Consider the following 16667-nt stretch of genomic DNA (forward strand, 5'->3'; position numbering starts at 1 on the left):
TTTTGAACGCATCACAAGGTGAAACCGTGAGAAAAAAATTTCTCTCTTTGCCTGTTTTTTGCTCTTTTTGAGGTTTGGGATTGTTCCCATTGTAACTTTTGGTGGTCTTTTGAGGCTGTTTTTGCGTGGGCTATGCTACCCACCAGATACGCGAATGGGCGCTTGTGGGTGGCTTTTCTCTTCACCCGGTAGCAGTTGTTGGGGTGGGCATGGGGTGTGATAAGCAGATATGGGGCGTGCGGCCCGATTAATTTTGTTTGCTTATATATGCAAGCCATTTAAAAGATAAGTTTTTGATGTTTTAAATTACTTGATTATATTTGTTTTTATATTGAGTGAAGCTTTCCAAGTAAGCCATTTAAATATATTTAATGGCAATGAGACGGTATTAAGGATCGTTTAGGATACCTTGCCAGAGAGGTCGTAGTGGCTGGCGCATCAGTGGGCGGCGGGTGGCCTGTGACACTTCCCCTTGCCGGGGCCCTTGACCTGACCTGCGAATTCAGGGAAAAGAAAAGGGCGGTGCTATCAGCGCCGCCCAATGCCAGGAAAGAGAAAAAACCTTACGGTTTAAAAGATAAAAATTTGGAAGCAAACAATCGATTTCTCAACCAGGAAGGGTCTTGAATTCGATACGTTTCGATTATGCGCGATGTTCTATGCAGCACTAGCAAAATGTTTGCGGGTTGAAAGATATGCACTGTCTGGTGTCAGATTTTGCGACCTCATCGTTCAACTGGTCTGTCCTGATGGGTGTTATAGGCGATTTTTTCTCTGGGCTGTTTTTTCGGTGTCAATATCTGAGCCTTGAAGGTAAAAACAGGTCAGAAGCTGACTCGGCATAACCATGCAATGAAAGTGCGATAACAAGGAAGAGTGGCATGACCTACAGCCAGACCCTGGCCAACAATATTCTCGACACCCTGAAGAAGACCCTGACCGACAAGGGGATCCGCTATCAGACCCTGGCAGAAGCCATGGGTGTCTCCATCGCGACCGTGAAACGGATGATGAACAAGCCCTCGCTGCCGTTCGATACTCTGCTGGAGATCTGCCATTTGGTGGGGCTCTCGTTCGAGGAGTTGCTGGATCGCACTCAGGACGCCCAGAGCCGCCGCGCCGTCTTCACTCAGGAGCAGGATGAGGCGTTTCACAACGAGCCGGGGCTCTACGCCTTTCTCGCCAATATCTTCTGGCGCGACAAGACGCTGATCGATCTCAAGCGGGAGTACGGCCTGACCGATGCCTCCTGCTACCTCTATCTGCGCAAGCTGGAGAAGCTCGGCATTTTGCAGCTTGGTATCGACAACAGCTACCACTTCCTCATCAGCGAGCGGATCAGCTTCGAGCAGCACAGCCGTTTCGCCCGCCAGCAGGCGCGGCAGGCGATGTCGGTGCTGGGGGAGTATCTGGTGGAGAACATGCACAAGTCGAACAACTATATGGCGCTCTGTCAGCTGCACCTCAACGAGGGGGAGGCGATGGCGCTGATCGACCGGATGAAGGAGTACTGGCATCAGGAGATCAAGCTCAACCGCCCCGCCATCGGGCAGCAGGAGCATGCCAAGACCTACACCATGTCGCTGCAACTGGCCGACTGCGGCTACCAGAGCTTTGACGACATGATCCCCAATATCGACAACTGATCCCGGCGGATCCTGCGGGATCCGTGTCTGCTCGTGAGTCTGAGAGTGGTTACTCTGCCAGTTGCATGGGCTGCGCTTTGGCAATCATGGGTTGCAGCGCCCGGGTATCGAGACAGATACGAATGGCATCCTGCCGCCAGTGCTCGATATCGCAATCCACCAGACCGCCCCGCTCGTCGTAATTGACCCGCACCAGCCGCAGCACCGCGCTCCCCTCTGCCAGATTGAGGGCGCGGGCGATGGCGCCGCGCGCCGCCGAGGGGGTGATCTCGAGACTCGCCCCACCCTGGCCTATGCCATAGCGCTGCTGATAGAGCTCGGTGAGGGAGCTGGCCAGCGGCGCGCTGGCGATATCGGGAAAGCGGCTCGCCAGCAGGTGGTGGCTGACATGCAGCACCGGGCGGCCGTCGATCAGCCGCTGGCGGCGGATCTCATAAAGTGGAGTGAAGGGTTCCAACCCCATCCAGCGGCACAGCTCGCTGCTGGCAAGCTCGCTGCCGTGGGCCAGCACCCGGGTTTCGGCGGTGCGTTGCTGCTCGCCGATCCACTGGTGAAAGTGGGTGTGGATGGCGGGATCGTAGGTGAGGCGGGGTGGCGCCACAAACCAGCCGCGCCGCTCGGCCCGGTAGATAAGGCCGTCTGCTTCGAGGCTGGAGAGCGCCTCCTTGATGGTGATGCGGGTGGTGGCAAAGCGCTCGCTCAGGGCCCGCTCGGCGGGTAGCTGCTGCCCGGCCCCCAACTGGCCGCTGCCGATATAGCGGCGCAGAGTCTGGCAAATCTGTTCGCACTTGGAGGAGACGCGGCCATCGGCCATGCTCTGTTCGTTCACTCTCTGCTCGCTCAATCTCGGCTCGGTCACACTCTTGTCCCTGTTGCTTATTCAGAAGGCGGGTGGCTGGCCAATCCCTTACTGGAATAGTCCAGCCTCACTCGGGTTCAGAGTTGTAACTGCTGTGGATGACAGCGCCATGACAGGGTGATTGTCATCAAACTGCCATTAAAGCGCCCCGCCACCGTCACAATTCCCCTCTAGCATCCCTCTCGAACCTTAACTGACCTAGTCCAGAGGGATGGGATGATGAAAAGCGTGATCGCAAGTGCACTGGCCATGGTGGCCATCAGCCAACCGTTGTTTGCCACAAATAGCTATGCAGCCGAAAATATCGCGGATCTCGAAAAGGCCGCCCGTGGCGAAGGCCAGCTCCACAGCATCGGCATGCCCGACAGCTGGGCCAACTGGAAGGATACCTGGCAGCAGCTGGGCAGCATCTACGGCATCAAGCACCAGGATACCGACATGAGCTCGGCGCAGGAGATCGCCAAGTTCGCCGCCGAGAAGGCCAATGCCACCGCCGATATCGGTGACGTGGGCGGCGCCTTCGGTCCGGTTGCGGTCAAGCAGGGTGTTACCCAACCCTACAAACCCTCCACCTGGGCCGATATTCCCAACTGGGCCAAGGACGCCGACGGTCACTGGATGCTGGCCTATACCGGCACCATCGCCTTCCTTATCAACAAGGATCTGGTCAAGGCCGCCCCCACCAGCTGGCAATCCCTGCTGGGTGGCGACTACAAGGTGACCCTGGGTGATGTGGGCGTTGCCTCCCAGGCCAACAACGGCGTGCTGGCGGCGGCCTATGCCACCGGCGGCAGCGAGAAGAATCTGAAACCTGCACTGGAGCTGTTCGGTCAGCTGGCCAAGCAGGGTCGTCTCTCCCTGAACGATCCCACCATCGCCAACATCGAGAAGGGTGAGGTGGAAGTGGGTGTGCTGTGGGACTTCAACGCCCTCAACTACCGCGACCAGATCGACCCCAAGAAGTTTGAGGTGGTGATCCCGAGCGACGGCTCCGTCATCGCCGGTTACACCACCATCATCAACAAGTGGGCCAAGAACCCCAACGCCGCCAAGCTGGCCCGTGAATACATCCTCTCCGATGCCGGTCAAATCAATCTGGCCCGCGGCTACGCCCGCCCGATCCGCAGCAACGTGACCCTGCCGGATGATGTGAAGGCCAAGCTGCTGCCAGCCGAGCAGTACGCCAATGCCAAGCCGGTGCAGGATCACGCCGCCTGGGAGCAGAGCTCCAAAGCCCTGCCGCGCCAGTGGCAAGAAACCGTCATGATCAACATGCAGTAAGGGAATCCAGTGCAACACAAGGTGATAGTGGTACTTGTGGATGGTCTGGCAGCCGAGGTAGCCCACACCATGGGCTACCTCGGTGGCATGGTGGAGGCGGGGCGGGGCCTGCATACGACCCTGAATGCTGCCCTGCCGTCTCTCTCTCGGCCTCTCTACGAGTGCATCCTGACCGGCGTGCCGCCGGTGGTGAGCGGCATCACCCACAACGGGGTGAGTCGCCTCAGTCTGCATGACTCCATCTTCCATCTGGCCCGCGCCGCGGGTAAACGCACCGCAGCGGCGGCCTACCATTGGGTGAGCGAACTCTACAACCGCAGCCCCTGGCTGGCTGCCCGTGATCGCTTTACTCATGACGAGCAGTTGCCCATCCAGCACGGCTGCTTCTACTGGGATGACAACTATCCCGACAGCCATCTGCTGATGGATGGGGAATGGCTGCGCAGCCAGTACGATCCCGATTTTCTGCTGATCCACCCGATGGGGGTGGACGATGCGGGCCACAAGTTTGGCCTCGATTCCCGCCAGTACCGCAATCAGGCGCGCCGCATGGACAGCCTGCTGGCCGATCTGCTGCCCCAGTGGCTGGCTGAGGGATATCAGGTGGTGATCACCTCGGATCACGGCATGAACAACGATCTGAGCCACGGCGGCACCCTGCCGGAAGAGCGCACCGTGCCACTCTGGCTGTTTGGCGATGCCTTTATCGAGCGCTGGCCGGATGGGGTGGTGATCGCCCAGACCCAGCTCTGCGCCCTGATGGCCGATCTGCTGGGGGTTTCCCACGACAAGCCGGCAGCGCCACCGCTGCTCAAGGCGGCCTTTATGCGTGAGGTGCACTGATGATGCCTGCAACCACCGAGATCCTCGCGGATCAACCTGTGGCAACCAAGCAGAAGGTGCGCCGCCACTGGCTGCCCGCGCTGGTGCTGCTGCCGTTTATCCTCTTGATGATCCTGTTCCAGCTCGCTCCCATGGTGTGGGTGCTGGTGGGCAGCTTTCAGACCCCAGATGGTTGGGGCCTTGACTACTACCGGGAGATTTTGAGCTCCCCCTTCTACCTGCAATCGTTCGGCAACTCGCTGCGCATCGCCGGTATCGCCAGTCTGGCGGGGCTTGCCATCGGCACCCTCGGGGCGGCGGCGCTGCGCCACAGTGGTGAGCGGGTCAAACGGCTGCTGCTGGCCTTTGTCACCATGACCGGCAACTTCAGCGGGGTGCCGCTGGCGTTCGCCTTCATCATCATTCTCGGCATCAATGGTGCAGTGACCCTGCTGCTGAAATCCTGGGGATTGATCGACGGCTTCAACCTCTACTCGGGGTCGGGCCTTATCCTCATCTACACCTACTTCCAGATCCCGCTCGCCCTGCTGTTGCTCTACCCGGCGTTCGATGCGCTGCAGGATGAGTGGCCGCAAGCGGCCGCGCTGCTCGGCGCTAGCAAGGGACAATATGTGTGGCACGTGGCGCTGCCGGTGCTGACGCCTGCCCTGCTCGGCACCCTGATCATCCTGTTTGCCAACGCGGTGGGGGCCTATGCCTCCGCCTACGCCCTCACCACCGGCAACTTCAATCTGGTGACCATCCGGGTGGCCAGTCTGGTCTCCGGCGATATCTTCCTCGAGCCCAATATGGCGGCGGCGTTGGCGGTGATCCTGATGGTGCTGCTGGGGGTAGTGACGGCCGCCAACCAGTGGCTGCTGAAAAAGAGCTATGTGAACAAGGGGCAATCCCATGCATGATTTGACGCCACGCTGGCCCAAGTGGGTGCTGGGTGGGCTGGTCGCCACCCTGCTGCTACCGCTGCTGGCGACCTTTCTCTACTCCATCTCCACCCGCTGGGGGGCGACCCTGCTGCCGGATGGCTTTACCCTCGACTGGTATCTCAAGCTGTGGGGCGACCCGCGCTTTCTGGCGGCGTTTGGCCGCAGCCTCCTGGTCTGCTTCGCCACCCTGCTGTTGGGGACCCTGGTGCTGGTGCCGACCGTGCTGGTGGTGGCCTACTACTTCCCAAAGCTGGATCCCTGGATGAACCTGCTGATCCTGCTCCCCTTCGCGGTGCCGCCAGTGGTCTCGTCGGTGGGGCTGCTGCAGATCTACGCCGACGGCGTGCTGCCGATTATCGGCACGCCGTGGATCCTGATCGGCACCTGGTTCACCGTGGTGCTCCCCTTTATGTATCGGGCGCTGGCCAACAGCCTGCAAGGGGTACCGCTCAGGGATTTGATGGATGCCGCCCATCTGCTGGGGGCAAGTAGTCGGCGCGCCTTCCTGCTGGTGGTGATCCCTTGTCTGCGCAAGGGGCTGCTGGCAGCCCTGTTTCTCTCCCTCTCCTTCCTGCTCGGCGAGTTCGTGTTTGCCAACATGCTGGTGGGCACCCGTTACGAGACCCTGCAGGTCTACCTCTACAACATGCGCGCCACTTCTGGCCACTTCACCAGTGCGCTGGTGATGAGTTACTTCCTGCTGACCCTGCTGCTCACCTGGGCGGCCAACAGATTTCATCGGTGAATCAACATGTTCCATCTAGAAGTGAATCAACTGCACAAATCCTACGGCGATACGCCGGTGTTCGAGGGGATCGAGTTCGGCATTCGCAAGGGGGAGCTGGTGACCCTGCTCGGCCCCTCCGGCTGTGGCAAATCCACCCTGCTGCGGGCGCTGGCGGGGCTCACTCCGGTGGATGGCGGTCAGGTGCGGGTGGCCGGTGAAGATATCACCTGGCAGGCGCCCCAGAAGCGGGGCATCGGCATGGTGTTCCAGAGTTATGCGCTGTTCCCCAACATGACGGTGTGGGACAACGTTGCCTTCGGCCTCAAGATGAAGCCCCAGCCGGGACGGGATCTCGCCGCCAGCGTGCAGGAGGCGCTGGCGCTGGTGGAGCTGACCGGCTTCGAGCGCCGCTATCCGGCCAAGCTCTCCGGCGGCCAGCGCCAGCGGGTGGCGCTGGCCCGGGCACTGGTGGTGCAGCCGCGGATCCTGCTGCTGGACGAGCCGCTCTCGGCGCTGGATGCTCGCATCCGCCGCAGCCTGCGCCAGCAGATCCGCGAGATCCAGCAGCGGCTCGAACTCACCACCATCTTCGTGACCCACGATCAGGAGGAGGCGCTTACCATGTCGGATCGGATCTTCCTGATGAACAAGGGCTCCATCGTCCAGAGCGGCACGCCGGAGGAGATCTACACCCGCCCCGCCAGCGAGTTTGTGGCGGGCTTTATCGGCAACTACAACCTGCTCGGCGCCGAGCAGGGCAAGTCGCTGTTCGGCCCCCGTTTTCAGGGCAAGCTGGCGCTGCGGCCAGAGTCCATCACCCTGCTGCCCGCCGGGGCAACCAGCAGCGAACCCAGCCTGCCCGGCATCGTTCGTCAGCAACAGCTGCTCGGCAACGTGATCCGCTATCAGGTGGAGTGCGAGGCAGGGCTGTTGACGGTGGATTGCCTCAACCGCTCGGCTGGCGATCTGCTGGCCACCGGCAGTGCCGTGACCCTGGCGGTGGCCCGGGATCAACTCTGTGAGGTAGCATGAGGCCGCATTTCATCTCCATTTTCACTGCGAGGAGCGCCCATGGCACTGGCACTGTTTGATCTGGACGAAACCCTGATTGCCGGGGATTCTGCCAGCCTCTGGCTGGAATACATGGTGGCCGAGGAGCTGGCCCCCGCCAGCATGATCGCCGAGGAGCAGGCGATGATGTCCCTCTATCATCAGGGCAAGATGGATATGCACCAGTACATGGCCTTCACCCTGCAACCGCTGGCGGGCAAGACGCGACAGTGGCTCGACTCGCTCTCTACCCGCTTTGCCGAGCAGGTGCTGCGCGAGCGCCTCTACCCCGAGGGGTTGGCGCGCATCGAATGGCATCGGGAGCGGGGCGACGATCTGGTGCTTATCTCCGCCTCCGGCGAGCATCTGGTCGCCCCCATGGCGAAGATGCTGGGGATGGATCACTGCGTCGCCATTTTGCTCGATGAGGAGGAGGGGATGCTGACCGGCCAGACCCGCGGCACCCTCAGCTTTCGCGAGGGCAAGGTGGCCCGTATCAACCAGCTGTTTGCCGGCAGGGACCATCTCTGGCAGGGGAGCTTTGGCTACAGCGACTCCCACAACGATCTGCCCATGCTGCGGGCGGTGAGCCATCCCCATGCGGTCAATCCGGCCCCCGCGCTGCGTCAGCAGGCCGAGGAGCTGGGCTGGCCGGTGTGGGAGTGGCAGCGCTGAGTCGCGCGCCACACTGGCTTAACGTGCGGCAAGAATAGCGACATAAACAACAGAGAGAGGCAGTTGCCTCTCCCTTGTCTCCTTCCCCCTGTTGTGCTCACCCCCCCTCCTGCCGGGGGGGCCGCCGGGTAGAATCAAGGTTAGGGGAAGGATCCTCTTCCGTCACGTCGCAGGTGCGACGCTGGGGGAAGCAGATGCGATTTTTCCCCTCCCGCTTGGCCTGATAAACCCCGCTGTCGGCCAGTTCTATCAGCTCCTTGGTCGAGAGCCCGGAGTGGCTCAAGGCCACCCCGGCGCTGAGGGTAATGGTCAGTTCCGGCTCTCGCCATTCCAGTTGAGTGACCGCAAGTCTGAAGCTCTCCAGCAGCGAGGTGGCCTCACTCATTTGCATCTCCAGGCGCAAGATCAGCACCAGCTCCTCGCCACCGTAACGACAGAGCCAGCCCCACTGGTCAAACATTTTCATGCCCAGCTTGCTCACCCGTTTGAGCACTATATCCCCTGTTTGGTGGCCAAAGGTGTCGTTGACCTGTTTGAAGTTATCGAGATCGAACATCACTACCAGGAAGGGGGCACCGCTGCTGAGCTGTCTCTGCAGGCACTCGTCGAAGAAGCGGCGGTTGTAGAGACCGGTGAGTTTGTCCTGGTTGGCTTGCTGGCGGATCTGGGCAAAGTCCTGACTGGCGGCATCCATCTCTTCATAGACCTTGGCCAGCTCCAGCATGCGGCTGCCATTATAGGCTATCCCGCCAGAGCGGCTGGTGCGGATCAGCAGGGTGATCTCCCCCAGCATGCGGCGGAAGTAGCGGGCCCAGAGCAGGGCTAGCAGCAGATAGAAAAAGCAGGCAACGGCAATCATCAGCTGCACGTTGATGGAGACGCTGTCGATCACCTGCTGCATGCTGGCGGTGGGCTCGACACTGAGCAGGAACCAGCGCTGCTCGGGGACACGGTAGTAGGAGACCATCATGCCGCTGGCATCGTCGAGGAAGAAACCTTGCGGCTGTTGCATGTGTGTCAGCCATTCAGGGTGGGTGAGCGGTTTGAATACCTGTTCGCGATCCGGGTGAGCCAGCACCAGCCCGTCATGGTTGATCAGGATCTGATAGCCCTTGCCCAGATGATGGCTCTGTTCATGCCGGTTGTTGAGCCAGTTGGCGAGGGGGGTGAGCTGGGTATCGAGGGAGAGCACCCCCACTCGCTTGCCGTCAGGGTCTTGAATTACCCGAGCCAGCGCCATGGTGAGGGTACCCAGAGTGTAGTCGTAATAGGGATCGGTCCAGACGATCCGGTTCGGGTGGCTGGCTGCCAGCAGATACCAGGGGCGAGTTCTGGGATCGAACTTCTCGTCCGCCTGCCAGGTGGGGTGGATCAGCATCTGGCGATGCTCGGTTCCTACATAGACGTAGTCGAGCTCCATCACCTCGTGATAGGCCTGCCACTGTTGCAGGTAGCGCTCGCCGTTACTGATCGCTGGGCCGCTGAAATCCTGATAATTTACCTGCTGATAAATAAGCGTAAACTGGCGTTTGAGGGTCTCCAGATAGGGTTCGAGCAGGGTATGGAGATATTGGGTGTTGCGGGCAATCAGGTTTTGTTGCTGCTCGAGGCGCAGGGTACGTTCCATATGCAGGTAGTAGATGCTGCCGAGCAACACTACGGGAATAAAGAGCAGGAGGAGGCCCAGCCGCATGCGGGTGATTAAAGACCAAGTGTGCTTGGGCTTGGCGGGGGACATGCACAGATCCTTTTCAGCTCGGGTGTCACCAGCATATATGATGCCGTCCCGCCCGTCTAAAGGCAGAAAATGAGATCCGTTCAATGCTGAACCCCACGTTGCTCCTGATGGCTCACTACGGCGGCATCATGCTGTTGATCCTGGCGCTCTGTGTCGAGTATCTGATCTTTCGTCGCGGCCTGAATATGTTGCGGGTACACCGTCTGCTGCTGGCAGATGCGGTGGCGGCGCTGGCGCTCTTCTCCATCTTTGCCACCGGTTGTCTGCTGGCCCTCGAACACGCCAGCTCGGTGGCGCAGCTCTTTGCTCATCCTGCCCACGGTCTCAAAGTGGGGTTGTTTCTGCTGATTGTCGGCTCCCTCGACTATCCCAGTCGCCTCTTCTATCGCTGGCGTCGTGCCCTGCGTCTGGGCAAGGCGCCGATGATCTCGATCCAGCAGTACTTCCGGGTGGTCTGGATCCTGCGGGGCAATCTGGTAATGGTCGCCCTGCTGGCCGTGCTGACAAAACAGCTATCGCTCTAAAGACAAGAGGGTAGGGAGGCAGGTATCTTGGATTGGATAACCCGTCACGCGCCGATTTAAGGAAGAATCGCCATGCGCTCCAATCTGATGTTGCTGATGGCTGCCACCATCTGGGGTATGGGCTTTGTCGCCCAGCGCCTCGGGATGGATCATATGGGGCCCTATACCTTCAATGGCCTGCGCTTTCTGCTCGGTGCCTTCTCCCTGCTGCCGCTGCTCTGGTGGCTCAAATCCCGTCAACCAGTGGTCGCCACTGGCGACCATCGCCAATTGCTGACCGGTGGTGTGCTGGCCGGACTGGTGCTGTTCTGTGCCGCATCCCTGCAGCAGGTGGGGCTGCTCTATACCACTGCCGCCAAGGCCGGTTTCATCACCGGGCTCTACATCATTCTGGTGCCGGTACTGGGGCTGCTGCTGCGGCACAAGACGGGTACCAATACCTGGATTGGAGCCCTCATTGCCCTGAGCGGGCTCTATGTGTTGAGCGTGACCGACGAGTTCACCATCGGTTTTGGCGATCTGCTGCAGGTGATTGGCGCCCTGTTCTGGGCGATCCATCTGCTGCTGGTGGATCACTACTCCAACCGGGTGGCCCCCATCAAGCTGGCTTGTGTGCAGTTTGTGGTGTGCGGCCTGCTCAGTCTCGCCACCGCCTTTGTCATCGAAACTCCGACCGTGGCTGGCGCAGTAGCTGGCTGGCAGGCGCTGCTCTATGCCGGGCTGGTGTCGGTCGGGGTGGGTTATACCCTGCAGGTGCTGGGGCAGCGGGGCGCCCATCCGGCCCACGCCGCCATCATCCTCAGTCTGGAGACCGTCTTTGCCGCCGTGGGGGGCGTATTGCTGCTGGATGAAACGCTGGACGAGCGTGCCATTGCCGGTTGCGCCCTGATGCTGGCGGGGATGCTGATCTCCCAGATCCGGCTGCGCTGGTGGTGGAAGTCGCGCCGGGACAAGGTGCCTGCGACCAAGTAAACCGCGCTCGCTGCATAACAAAAACGCCCCGACTATCGGGGCGTTTTGCATGGCGGCTGTTGGGTCAGGGGCGCTGATCCAGCTCGTGCTCCAGCTCTACCGCCTTCTGACGGGCCGGATGGGTATTGAGGCGTTCCCAATAGGCTTGCAGATGCGGGAAGTGGGCCAGCTGGCCGCTTTGCGCCAGCAGATCCACCAGGAAGGAGTTCATGATGTCGGCGCCGGAGAGGCGATCCCCCACCAGATAGTGGCGATTCGCCAGTACCTCATTGAGGTAGCCCAGCACTTTGGCACACTCCGCCCTGGCGTAGTCCGGCAGGAAGCGCATCGGGCTGCCATCCTTGCGCACAAACATGTCGAGCAGCAGCGGCAGAATCCCCGAGCTCTCGGCAAAGTGGAGCCACTGCAGGTATTCGGGATACTCCGGGCTATCTGGTGCCGGAGCCAGCCGATCGGCGGCGTAGCGGGCGACCAGGTACTCGGTGATGGCGCCCGATTCTGCCAGTACCCGGCCGTCGAACTCGATGACCGGCGACTTGCCGAGGGGGTGGATGGCCTTGAGCTCGGGCGGCGCCAGAAAGGTGGTGGTGTCGCGCTGATACGCCTTGATCTCATAGGGCAGGCCCAGCTCTTCAAGCAGCCAGATGATGCGTTGGGAGCGGGATTTGTTCAGGTGGTGCAGGACTATCATAATGACCTCGATTCGGTGACAGGATGGGGTATACGAGCGGGTGAGGAGGGCGGTTCACCGGCAGTAAAAAAAGAGCGGGCTGATGCCCGCTCGCTCAACACCAGACTCAGGCCTCCAGCGCCTGATCCAGATCTGCCAGAATGTCCTCGATCGCCTCGATCCCTACCGAGAGCCGGATCATCTCAGGTTTGACTCCTGCCTTGGCCTGCTCCTCCTCGCTCAACTGGCGATGGGTGGTGGAGGCGGGGTGGCAGGCCAGCGACTTGGCATCGCCGATGTTGACCAACCGCTTGAAGATCTTGAGCGCATCGTAGAAGCGCACGCCCGCCTCGTAACCATCCTTCAGACCGAACGAGAGGATGGCCGAGGGGCGACCGGCCATGTACTTCTCTGCCAGCAGATAGTGGGGATGACCCGGCAGACCGGCGTAGCTGACCCAGGCCACCTTGGGGTGATGCTTGAGGTGATTGGCAACCCGCAGGGCGTTGTCGACGTGGCGTTCCATGCGCAGGCTCAGGGTCTCCAGCCCCTGCAGCAGCAGGAAGGCGTTCATTGGCGCCAGCGCTGCGCCGGTATTGCGCAGTGGCACTGTGCGTACCCGCCCGATAAAGGCGGCCGGGCCAAAGGCCTCGGTGTAGACCACCCCGTGGTAGGAGGGCTCCGGTTTGGTCAGCTGTGGGAAGCGCTCGGCGTGATCTGCCCAGGGGAACTTGCCCGAGTCGACGATGACGCCACCCAGCGAGTTGCCATGGCCGCCGACATATTTGGTGAGGCTGTGGACCACGATGTCAGCGCCATGTTCGATGGGTTTACAGAGCACCGGGGTGGCGACCGTGTTGTCGACGATGAGCGGCACGCCACGGGCATGGGCTGCCTTGGCCAGCGCGGCCAGATCGACGATGTTGCCCGCCGGGTTGCCGATGCTCTCGCAGTAGACCGCCTTGGTCTTGTCGTCGATGAGGGCGGCGATGGCTTCGGCGCTGTCATCCTTGGCGAAGCGCACCTCGACCCCGAAACTCGGCAGCATGTGGGCGAACAAGGTGTAGGTGCCGCCATAGAGCTGGGGCGTGGAGACAATGTTGTCACCGGCGGCGGTCAGCGCCTGAATGGCGTAGGTGATGGCGGCGGAACCTGCCGAGACCACCAGCGCGGCAATCCCTCCTTCCAGCGCGGCCATCCGCTGCTCCAGCACATCGTTGGTGGGGTTCATGATGCGGGTGTAGATGTTGCCCGGCACCGCCAGATTGAACAGATCCGCCCCGTGCTGGGCGCTCTCGAACTCGTAGGCCACCGTCTGGTAGATGGGCACGGCGACCGCCTTGGTGGTGGGGTCGCTGGAAAAGCCGTGGTGCAGGGCCAGGGTCGCATCTTTCATCACACACTCCTTGTTGGATGTTGCTTGTCGCAGTTATAGATGGATAGACGTCCAATCTATCAGGCCCGTGGCCGATGTAAACAGCAAGATCCGGCAAAGCAATGTCGCCCACAGGGGATGCGTGTCCCGAGTGGTTGGTATGGCCCGCACTCAGAGACGACGGCGATACTCCTTGTCATCGATCTGGTTCATGTCCCACTGCATCAGGCGGTTGAGCTGCTGCATGGGATCCTCGATGAGTGGCAGCGGGCGTGGCAGGATCCGCTTGAAGTAACGGCGCAAGGTCTGCTGGATCCGGTTCGGTTTGAGGGGGTTGGCGTGGCTCATGATGGTGCTCCTGTGCGGTGGTTCTCACGTTCATCAGCAGTATTGAGCTAAAATGCGGAAGTAAAAACTGATGACTTATAGCAACAGGATTTCCTCTTTTATGCCGACCGGTCGCCTCTACCAGCAATTTCAACGACTCGCCCAGCTGCTTGGCAGCGACGAACGGGAGATCAGCCTCGCCGAGGTGGCGGATCTGCTCTGCTGCACCCCGCGCAACGCCCGCCTGCTGCTGCGGCGGATGCAGGATCAGGGCTGGCTCAGCTGGTCGGCGGAAGCGGGGCGGGGGCGGCGCTCCCGACTCACCCTGCTCGATAGTCAGGAGAGCCTGACCCGGCGCCGCTTGCGGGATCTGCTCAGTCAGGGCCAGCTGGCGCAGGCGGTACGACTGGCCGAGGATCGCCTCGATCTGCTCACTCCGCTGCTGATCGAACAGCTCGGTCAGGCCACCCGCGAGGGGCGCCAGATCCTGCGGGTGCCCTACTACCGGCCGCTGCCGCAGTTGCTGCCCACCGGCCCGATGCGCCGCTCCGAAATTCACCTGAGCCGCCAGATCTTCAACGGCCTCACCCGGCGAAATGAGGAAAATGGGGAAATCGAAGGGGATCTGGCCCACCACTGGGAGTGTCTGGGCCCCTGTCACTGGCGCTTCTATCTGCGCCCGGCGGTGCGCTTTCACCACGGCCGCGAGCTGGTGGTGGAGGATGTGATGGAGAGTCTGCTGGCACTGCGGGATCGCCCGCTGTTCGCCCATCTGGATCGGCTGGAGAGCCCTTGGCCGCGCACGCTGGATCTCTATCTCGACAGCCCGGATCCCTGGCTGCCCCACCTGCTGGCGGAGCCGGTGGCGACCATTTTGCCACGGGAGCTCAAGGGGGAGGCGGGCTTTGCCCTGCAACCGGTGGGCACAGGCCCATACCGGGTGGCCGCCAACGATCCCCTGCATCTTTGCCTTGCGGCGTTTGACGACTACTTCGGCCTGCGCGCCCTGCTCGACGAGATCGATATCTGGATGCTGCCTGAGCTTGCGGAGCGACTGGAGACCCACCTGCAGCTGGGGCGCGACAGCCCTGAGCTCGGTACCATGCGCGGCGAATCGGAGCTGGAGTCGGGCTGTTACTTCCTGCTGCAGGACGATCGTTCCGGATCCTTGCAGGATCCCTCGCTGCGCCAGTGGCTCGGCCAGCTGCTCAATCCGGTAGCCCTGATGGGGCGGGTCGCCCCCGAGTTGCAACGGGGCTGGACCAGCGCCCTCGGTCTGCTGCCCCACTGGCGCGAAGCACTGCCCGCGCCCTTGCCCACACCGGCGCAGTTGCCGACGACCTTGGTGCTGGCCTGTTTCAACCAGCATCTGGAGTTCAACGAGTGCGCCAACGCCATGAGCAGCCTGCTGGCCGAACAGGGGATCCGGCTCGAGGTGCGCACCCTCGATTACGGTCGTTGGGTGAGTGGCGAGGATGAAGACGTGGATCTCTGGCTCGGCACCCTCAACCTCGAACATGCCGGCCCCTTTGCCCCCTACGCCTGGTTGCAGGGCACCCCGTTGCTGCGCAAGGTGTGGAGCAGTCAGCATGAGTTGTGGCAAGGGTTGATGCAGTGGCGCGCCAGCGGTGAGGAGCCTGGCCCCCGCGCCCTGCTGGCAACTGTGCAGCAGCAGAGCTGGTTTGTGCCGCTGTTCCACCACTGGCTGGAGCTGGAGAGCCGGGTCGGCGTGCACGGGGTGCGGATGACGGCGCTCGGCTGGTTCGATTTTCGCAGCGCCTGGTTGCGGCCGGAACTGGCTGTCAGCACTTGGGATAAGACGGGGAGGCTTGAGTCCTGATGCGGGGCGCGTTAGCCTGATCGCGGTTCAATGACAAGGAGTCAACCCATGCTGGAAATGCAGATCCAACCCCGCTTTCAGGAGACGGATGCCCTCGGCCATATCAACAATACGGTGCCGGCGGTCTGGTTCGAATCGGCGCGGGATCCCCTGTTCCGGATCTTTTCCCCCGATCTGGATGTGCATAACTGGCATCTGATCATCGCGGGCTATACGGTGCAGTTCAAACGGGAGCTGTTCTACGGCCAGCCGGTCACCATCAAGACCGGCGTGCGCCGCATCGGCACCAGCTCATTTACGGTCTGGCAGGAGGCCTGGCAGGGCGGCGAACTGGCCGTCACCGCCGAAACGACCCTGATCCATTTTGACTACCGGACCCGCCAATCCCTGCCCCTGAGCGATGTTCACCGGGAAGGGCTGCGGGCCTGGCTGACAGAGAGTTAACCACGGGCCGGATGGCCCATCACAGGAGTGTTATGTACAACTCAATGCGCAACACAGCGATCGCGCTGACCCTGGGATTCTGCTCCCTCCCTTCTCTGGCCGCTTCTCTCGCCGAGCAGTTTACCCTGATGGAGAAGGGGGCCGAGAGCGCCCTCGATATCCGTCAATTCAGCCATGACGGCGTCGATATCAAGGCCTGGATCGATGGCGCCCCCGTCATCATCGCCGTGCCCATCATGAACGAGCTGGGCAAGCTGGAAGGGGAGAGCCGCTACTACTTCAAGGGCGGCAAGCTGTTCGGGGTCAAAGAGCCCGCCGCCCAGTTCGCTTTTGACGACAGCGGCAAGCTGACCCAATGGCTGGACGAGAAGGGCCAGCCCGCCGAGTTTGTCAGCAAGATGAGCATGCAGCAGCGTCAGGAGTGGCTCACCAAGCGGGCCGCCGAGCTGAGCAAGCTGTTCGCGCCGAGCGCGGCCGAGCAGAGGGCGGCCAAGGGTGGCGTCAAGCTGAAGGGGGCGGATCTCGCTCACTGGCTCTGCAACGGCAAACTGATGGATCTTGCCCATGGCGACAAGGTGATCTTCGAGCAGGATAAGCTGAAGATTGGCGAGCAGGGGATCGAGGGGGAGGTCTCCCTGCGTCAGGATAAGGGGTGGCAGGAGTTGAGCCTCAAGTGCGAGGTGCAGGGCACTCAGGTGACCCGCCTCACCTGGCAATCTTTACCGGCAACCAACAAGCCGCAATAAGTGCACCACAGCAAGGGGCCCATCGTG

At 61.4% G+C, this 16667-nt stretch carries 17 protein-coding genes; 12 read left to right on the plus strand and 5 right to left on the minus strand.

All coding sequences use genetic code 11. The annotated features are described in order from the left end of the window. Window positions 1-881 precede the first annotated feature (881 nt). Complete coding sequence (locus G5533_RS09435; protein WP_005336490.1) at window positions 882-1646, plus strand: helix-turn-helix domain-containing protein; 765 nt, start codon at window positions 882-884, stop codon at window positions 1644-1646. A 49-nt stretch (window positions 1647-1695) separates the two neighbouring features. Here G5533_RS09435 and G5533_RS09440 read toward each other — a convergent pair whose 3' ends face one another. Then, window positions 1696-2460 (minus strand): UTRA domain-containing protein, encoded by a 765-nt coding sequence (locus G5533_RS09440; protein WP_419762089.1) that lies wholly within the window; start codon window positions 2458-2460, stop codon window positions 1696-1698. Between the two features lie 264 nt (window positions 2461-2724). On the opposite strand from G5533_RS09440, the gene G5533_RS09445 reads away from it, so the two are divergent. Genes G5533_RS09445 through G5533_RS09470 form a run of 6 tightly spaced genes read left to right on the plus strand, consistent with a single transcriptional unit; the run spans window position 2725 to window position 8004 of the window. Next, the gene (locus G5533_RS09445) at window positions 2725-3786 is read left to right on the plus strand and encodes an ABC transporter substrate-binding protein (protein ID WP_031227932.1); all 1062 of its coding nucleotides are present in this window, start codon (window positions 2725-2727) and stop codon (window positions 3784-3786) included. 9 nt (window positions 3787-3795) lie between these two features. After that, the gene (locus tag G5533_RS09450) at window positions 3796-4629 is read left to right on the plus strand and encodes an alkaline phosphatase family protein (RefSeq protein ID WP_216976266.1); all 834 of its coding nucleotides are present in this window, start codon (window positions 3796-3798) and stop codon (window positions 4627-4629) included. Then, complete coding sequence (locus tag G5533_RS09455; RefSeq protein ID WP_441254728.1) at window positions 4629-5528, plus strand: ABC transporter permease; 900 nt, start codon at window positions 4629-4631, stop codon at window positions 5526-5528. The genes G5533_RS09450 and G5533_RS09455 overlap by 1 nt, the downstream gene beginning before the upstream one ends. Beyond that, entirely contained in the window at window positions 5521-6297 is a 777-nt protein-coding gene (locus tag G5533_RS09460; RefSeq protein ID WP_005355251.1) for an ABC transporter permease, read from the plus strand. Before G5533_RS09455 ends, G5533_RS09460 begins: the two co-directional genes overlap by 8 nt. Before the next feature lie 6 nt (window positions 6298-6303). After that, window positions 6304-7311, plus strand: a complete 1008-nt coding sequence (locus G5533_RS09465; protein WP_421230862.1) for an ABC transporter ATP-binding protein — start codon at window positions 6304-6306, stop codon at window positions 7309-7311. 39 nt (window positions 7312-7350) lie between these two features. After that, a complete protein-coding gene (locus tag G5533_RS09470; protein ID WP_019445452.1) occupies window positions 7351-8004 on the plus strand; it encodes an HAD family hydrolase in 654 nt (217 codons plus the stop codon). Window positions 8005-8101: 97 nt separating this feature from the next. On the opposite strand, the gene G5533_RS09475 is transcribed toward G5533_RS09470, so the two are convergent. Beyond that, window positions 8102-9742, minus strand: a complete 1641-nt coding sequence (locus tag G5533_RS09475) for a sensor domain-containing diguanylate cyclase (RefSeq protein WP_441254729.1) — start codon at window positions 9740-9742, stop codon at window positions 8102-8104. Between the two features lie 83 nt (window positions 9743-9825). Between G5533_RS09475 and G5533_RS09480 the strand changes: the two genes are divergently transcribed. Both G5533_RS09480 and G5533_RS09485 read left to right on the plus strand, forming a co-directional pair. Then, on the plus strand, window positions 9826-10266 hold the full coding sequence (locus tag G5533_RS09480) for a DUF2214 family protein (protein WP_441254730.1): 441 nt from the start codon (window positions 9826-9828) through the stop codon (window positions 10264-10266). Window positions 10267-10338: 72 nt separating this feature from the next. Then, the gene (locus tag G5533_RS09485; RefSeq protein ID WP_216952690.1) at window positions 10339-11238 is read left to right on the plus strand and encodes a DMT family transporter; all 900 of its coding nucleotides are present in this window, start codon (window positions 10339-10341) and stop codon (window positions 11236-11238) included. Between the two features lie 64 nt (window positions 11239-11302). Here G5533_RS09485 and G5533_RS09490 read toward each other — a convergent pair whose 3' ends face one another. The 3 genes from G5533_RS09490 to G5533_RS09500 all read right to left on the minus strand — a co-directional run bounded on the left by G5533_RS09490 (window position 11303) and on the right by G5533_RS09500 (window position 13631). After that, window positions 11303-11929, minus strand: a complete 627-nt coding sequence (locus G5533_RS09490; RefSeq protein ID WP_216952691.1) for a glutathione S-transferase family protein — start codon at window positions 11927-11929, stop codon at window positions 11303-11305. 106 nt (window positions 11930-12035) lie between these two features. Continuing rightward, a complete protein-coding gene (locus tag G5533_RS09495; protein WP_005336464.1) occupies window positions 12036-13304 on the minus strand; it encodes an O-acetylhomoserine aminocarboxypropyltransferase/cysteine synthase family protein in 1269 nt (422 codons plus the stop codon). Between the two features lie 150 nt (window positions 13305-13454). Then, window positions 13455-13631 carry a hypothetical protein gene (locus G5533_RS09500; RefSeq protein WP_005336463.1) on the minus strand — a complete coding sequence of 59 codons (177 nt, stop codon included), beginning with the start codon at window positions 13629-13631 and terminating at the stop codon, window positions 13455-13457. Window positions 13632-13731: 100 nt separating this feature from the next. On the opposite strand from G5533_RS09500, the gene sgrR reads away from it, so the two are divergent. The 3 genes from sgrR to G5533_RS09515 are packed head-to-tail and all read left to right on the plus strand — an operon-like array spanning window position 13732 to window position 16640. Beyond that, window positions 13732-15450, plus strand: a complete 1719-nt coding sequence (gene sgrR, locus G5533_RS09505) for an HTH-type transcriptional regulator SgrR (protein WP_421208923.1) — start codon at window positions 13732-13734, stop codon at window positions 15448-15450. A 48-nt stretch (window positions 15451-15498) separates the two neighbouring features. After that, a complete protein-coding gene (locus G5533_RS09510) occupies window positions 15499-15894 on the plus strand; it encodes an acyl-CoA thioesterase (protein ID WP_216952694.1) in 396 nt (131 codons plus the stop codon). 44 nt (window positions 15895-15938) lie between these two features. Continuing rightward, complete coding sequence (locus tag G5533_RS09515) at window positions 15939-16640, plus strand: hypothetical protein (RefSeq protein WP_216954488.1); 702 nt, start codon at window positions 15939-15941, stop codon at window positions 16638-16640. Window positions 16641-16667 lie beyond the last annotated feature (27 nt).

Source organism: Aeromonas sp. A600620 (assembly GCF_029479985.1).
Lineage (GTDB): Bacteria > Pseudomonadota > Gammaproteobacteria > Enterobacterales > Aeromonadaceae > Aeromonas > Aeromonas veronii_A.

Bases quoted from the DNA above. Each gene is read 5' to 3' on its own strand.
- G5533_RS09500 (WP_005336463.1), bottom strand. From the start codon at position 13,631: ATGAGCCACGCCAACCCCCTCAAACCGAACCGGATCCAGCAGACCTTG.
- G5533_RS09515 (WP_216954488.1), top strand. From the start codon at position 15,939: ATGCGCAACACAGCGATCGCGCTGACCCTGGGATTCTGCTCCCTCCCT.
- G5533_RS09475 (WP_441254729.1), bottom strand. From the start codon at position 9,742: ATGTCCCCCGCCAAGCCCAAGCACACTTGGTCTTTAATCACCCGCATG.
- G5533_RS09495 (WP_005336464.1), bottom strand. From the start codon at position 13,304: ATGAAAGATGCGACCCTGGCCCTGCACCACGGCTTTTCCAGCGACCCC.
- G5533_RS09480 (WP_441254730.1), top strand. From the start codon at position 9,826: ATGCTGAACCCCACGTTGCTCCTGATGGCTCACTACGGCGGCATCATG.
- G5533_RS09470 (WP_019445452.1), top strand. From the start codon at position 7,351: ATGGCACTGGCACTGTTTGATCTGGACGAAACCCTGATTGCCGGGGAT.
- G5533_RS09435 (WP_005336490.1), top strand. From the start codon at position 882: ATGACCTACAGCCAGACCCTGGCCAACAATATTCTCGACACCCTGAAG.
- G5533_RS09455 (WP_441254728.1), top strand. From the start codon at position 4,629: ATGATGCCTGCAACCACCGAGATCCTCGCGGATCAACCTGTGGCAACC.
- G5533_RS09460 (WP_005355251.1), top strand. From the start codon at position 5,521: ATGCATGATTTGACGCCACGCTGGCCCAAGTGGGTGCTGGGTGGGCTG.
- G5533_RS09510 (WP_216952694.1), top strand. From the start codon at position 15,499: ATGCTGGAAATGCAGATCCAACCCCGCTTTCAGGAGACGGATGCCCTC.
- sgrR (WP_421208923.1), top strand. From the start codon at position 13,732: ATGCCGACCGGTCGCCTCTACCAGCAATTTCAACGACTCGCCCAGCTG.
- G5533_RS09445 (WP_031227932.1), top strand. From the start codon at position 2,725: ATGAAAAGCGTGATCGCAAGTGCACTGGCCATGGTGGCCATCAGCCAA.
- G5533_RS09440 (WP_419762089.1), bottom strand. From the start codon at position 2,460: ATGGCCGATGGCCGCGTCTCCTCCAAGTGCGAACAGATTTGCCAGACT.
- G5533_RS09465 (WP_421230862.1), top strand. From the start codon at position 6,304: ATGTTCCATCTAGAAGTGAATCAACTGCACAAATCCTACGGCGATACG.
- G5533_RS09490 (WP_216952691.1), bottom strand. From the start codon at position 11,929: ATGATAGTCCTGCACCACCTGAACAAATCCCGCTCCCAACGCATCATC.
- G5533_RS09485 (WP_216952690.1), top strand. From the start codon at position 10,339: ATGCGCTCCAATCTGATGTTGCTGATGGCTGCCACCATCTGGGGTATG.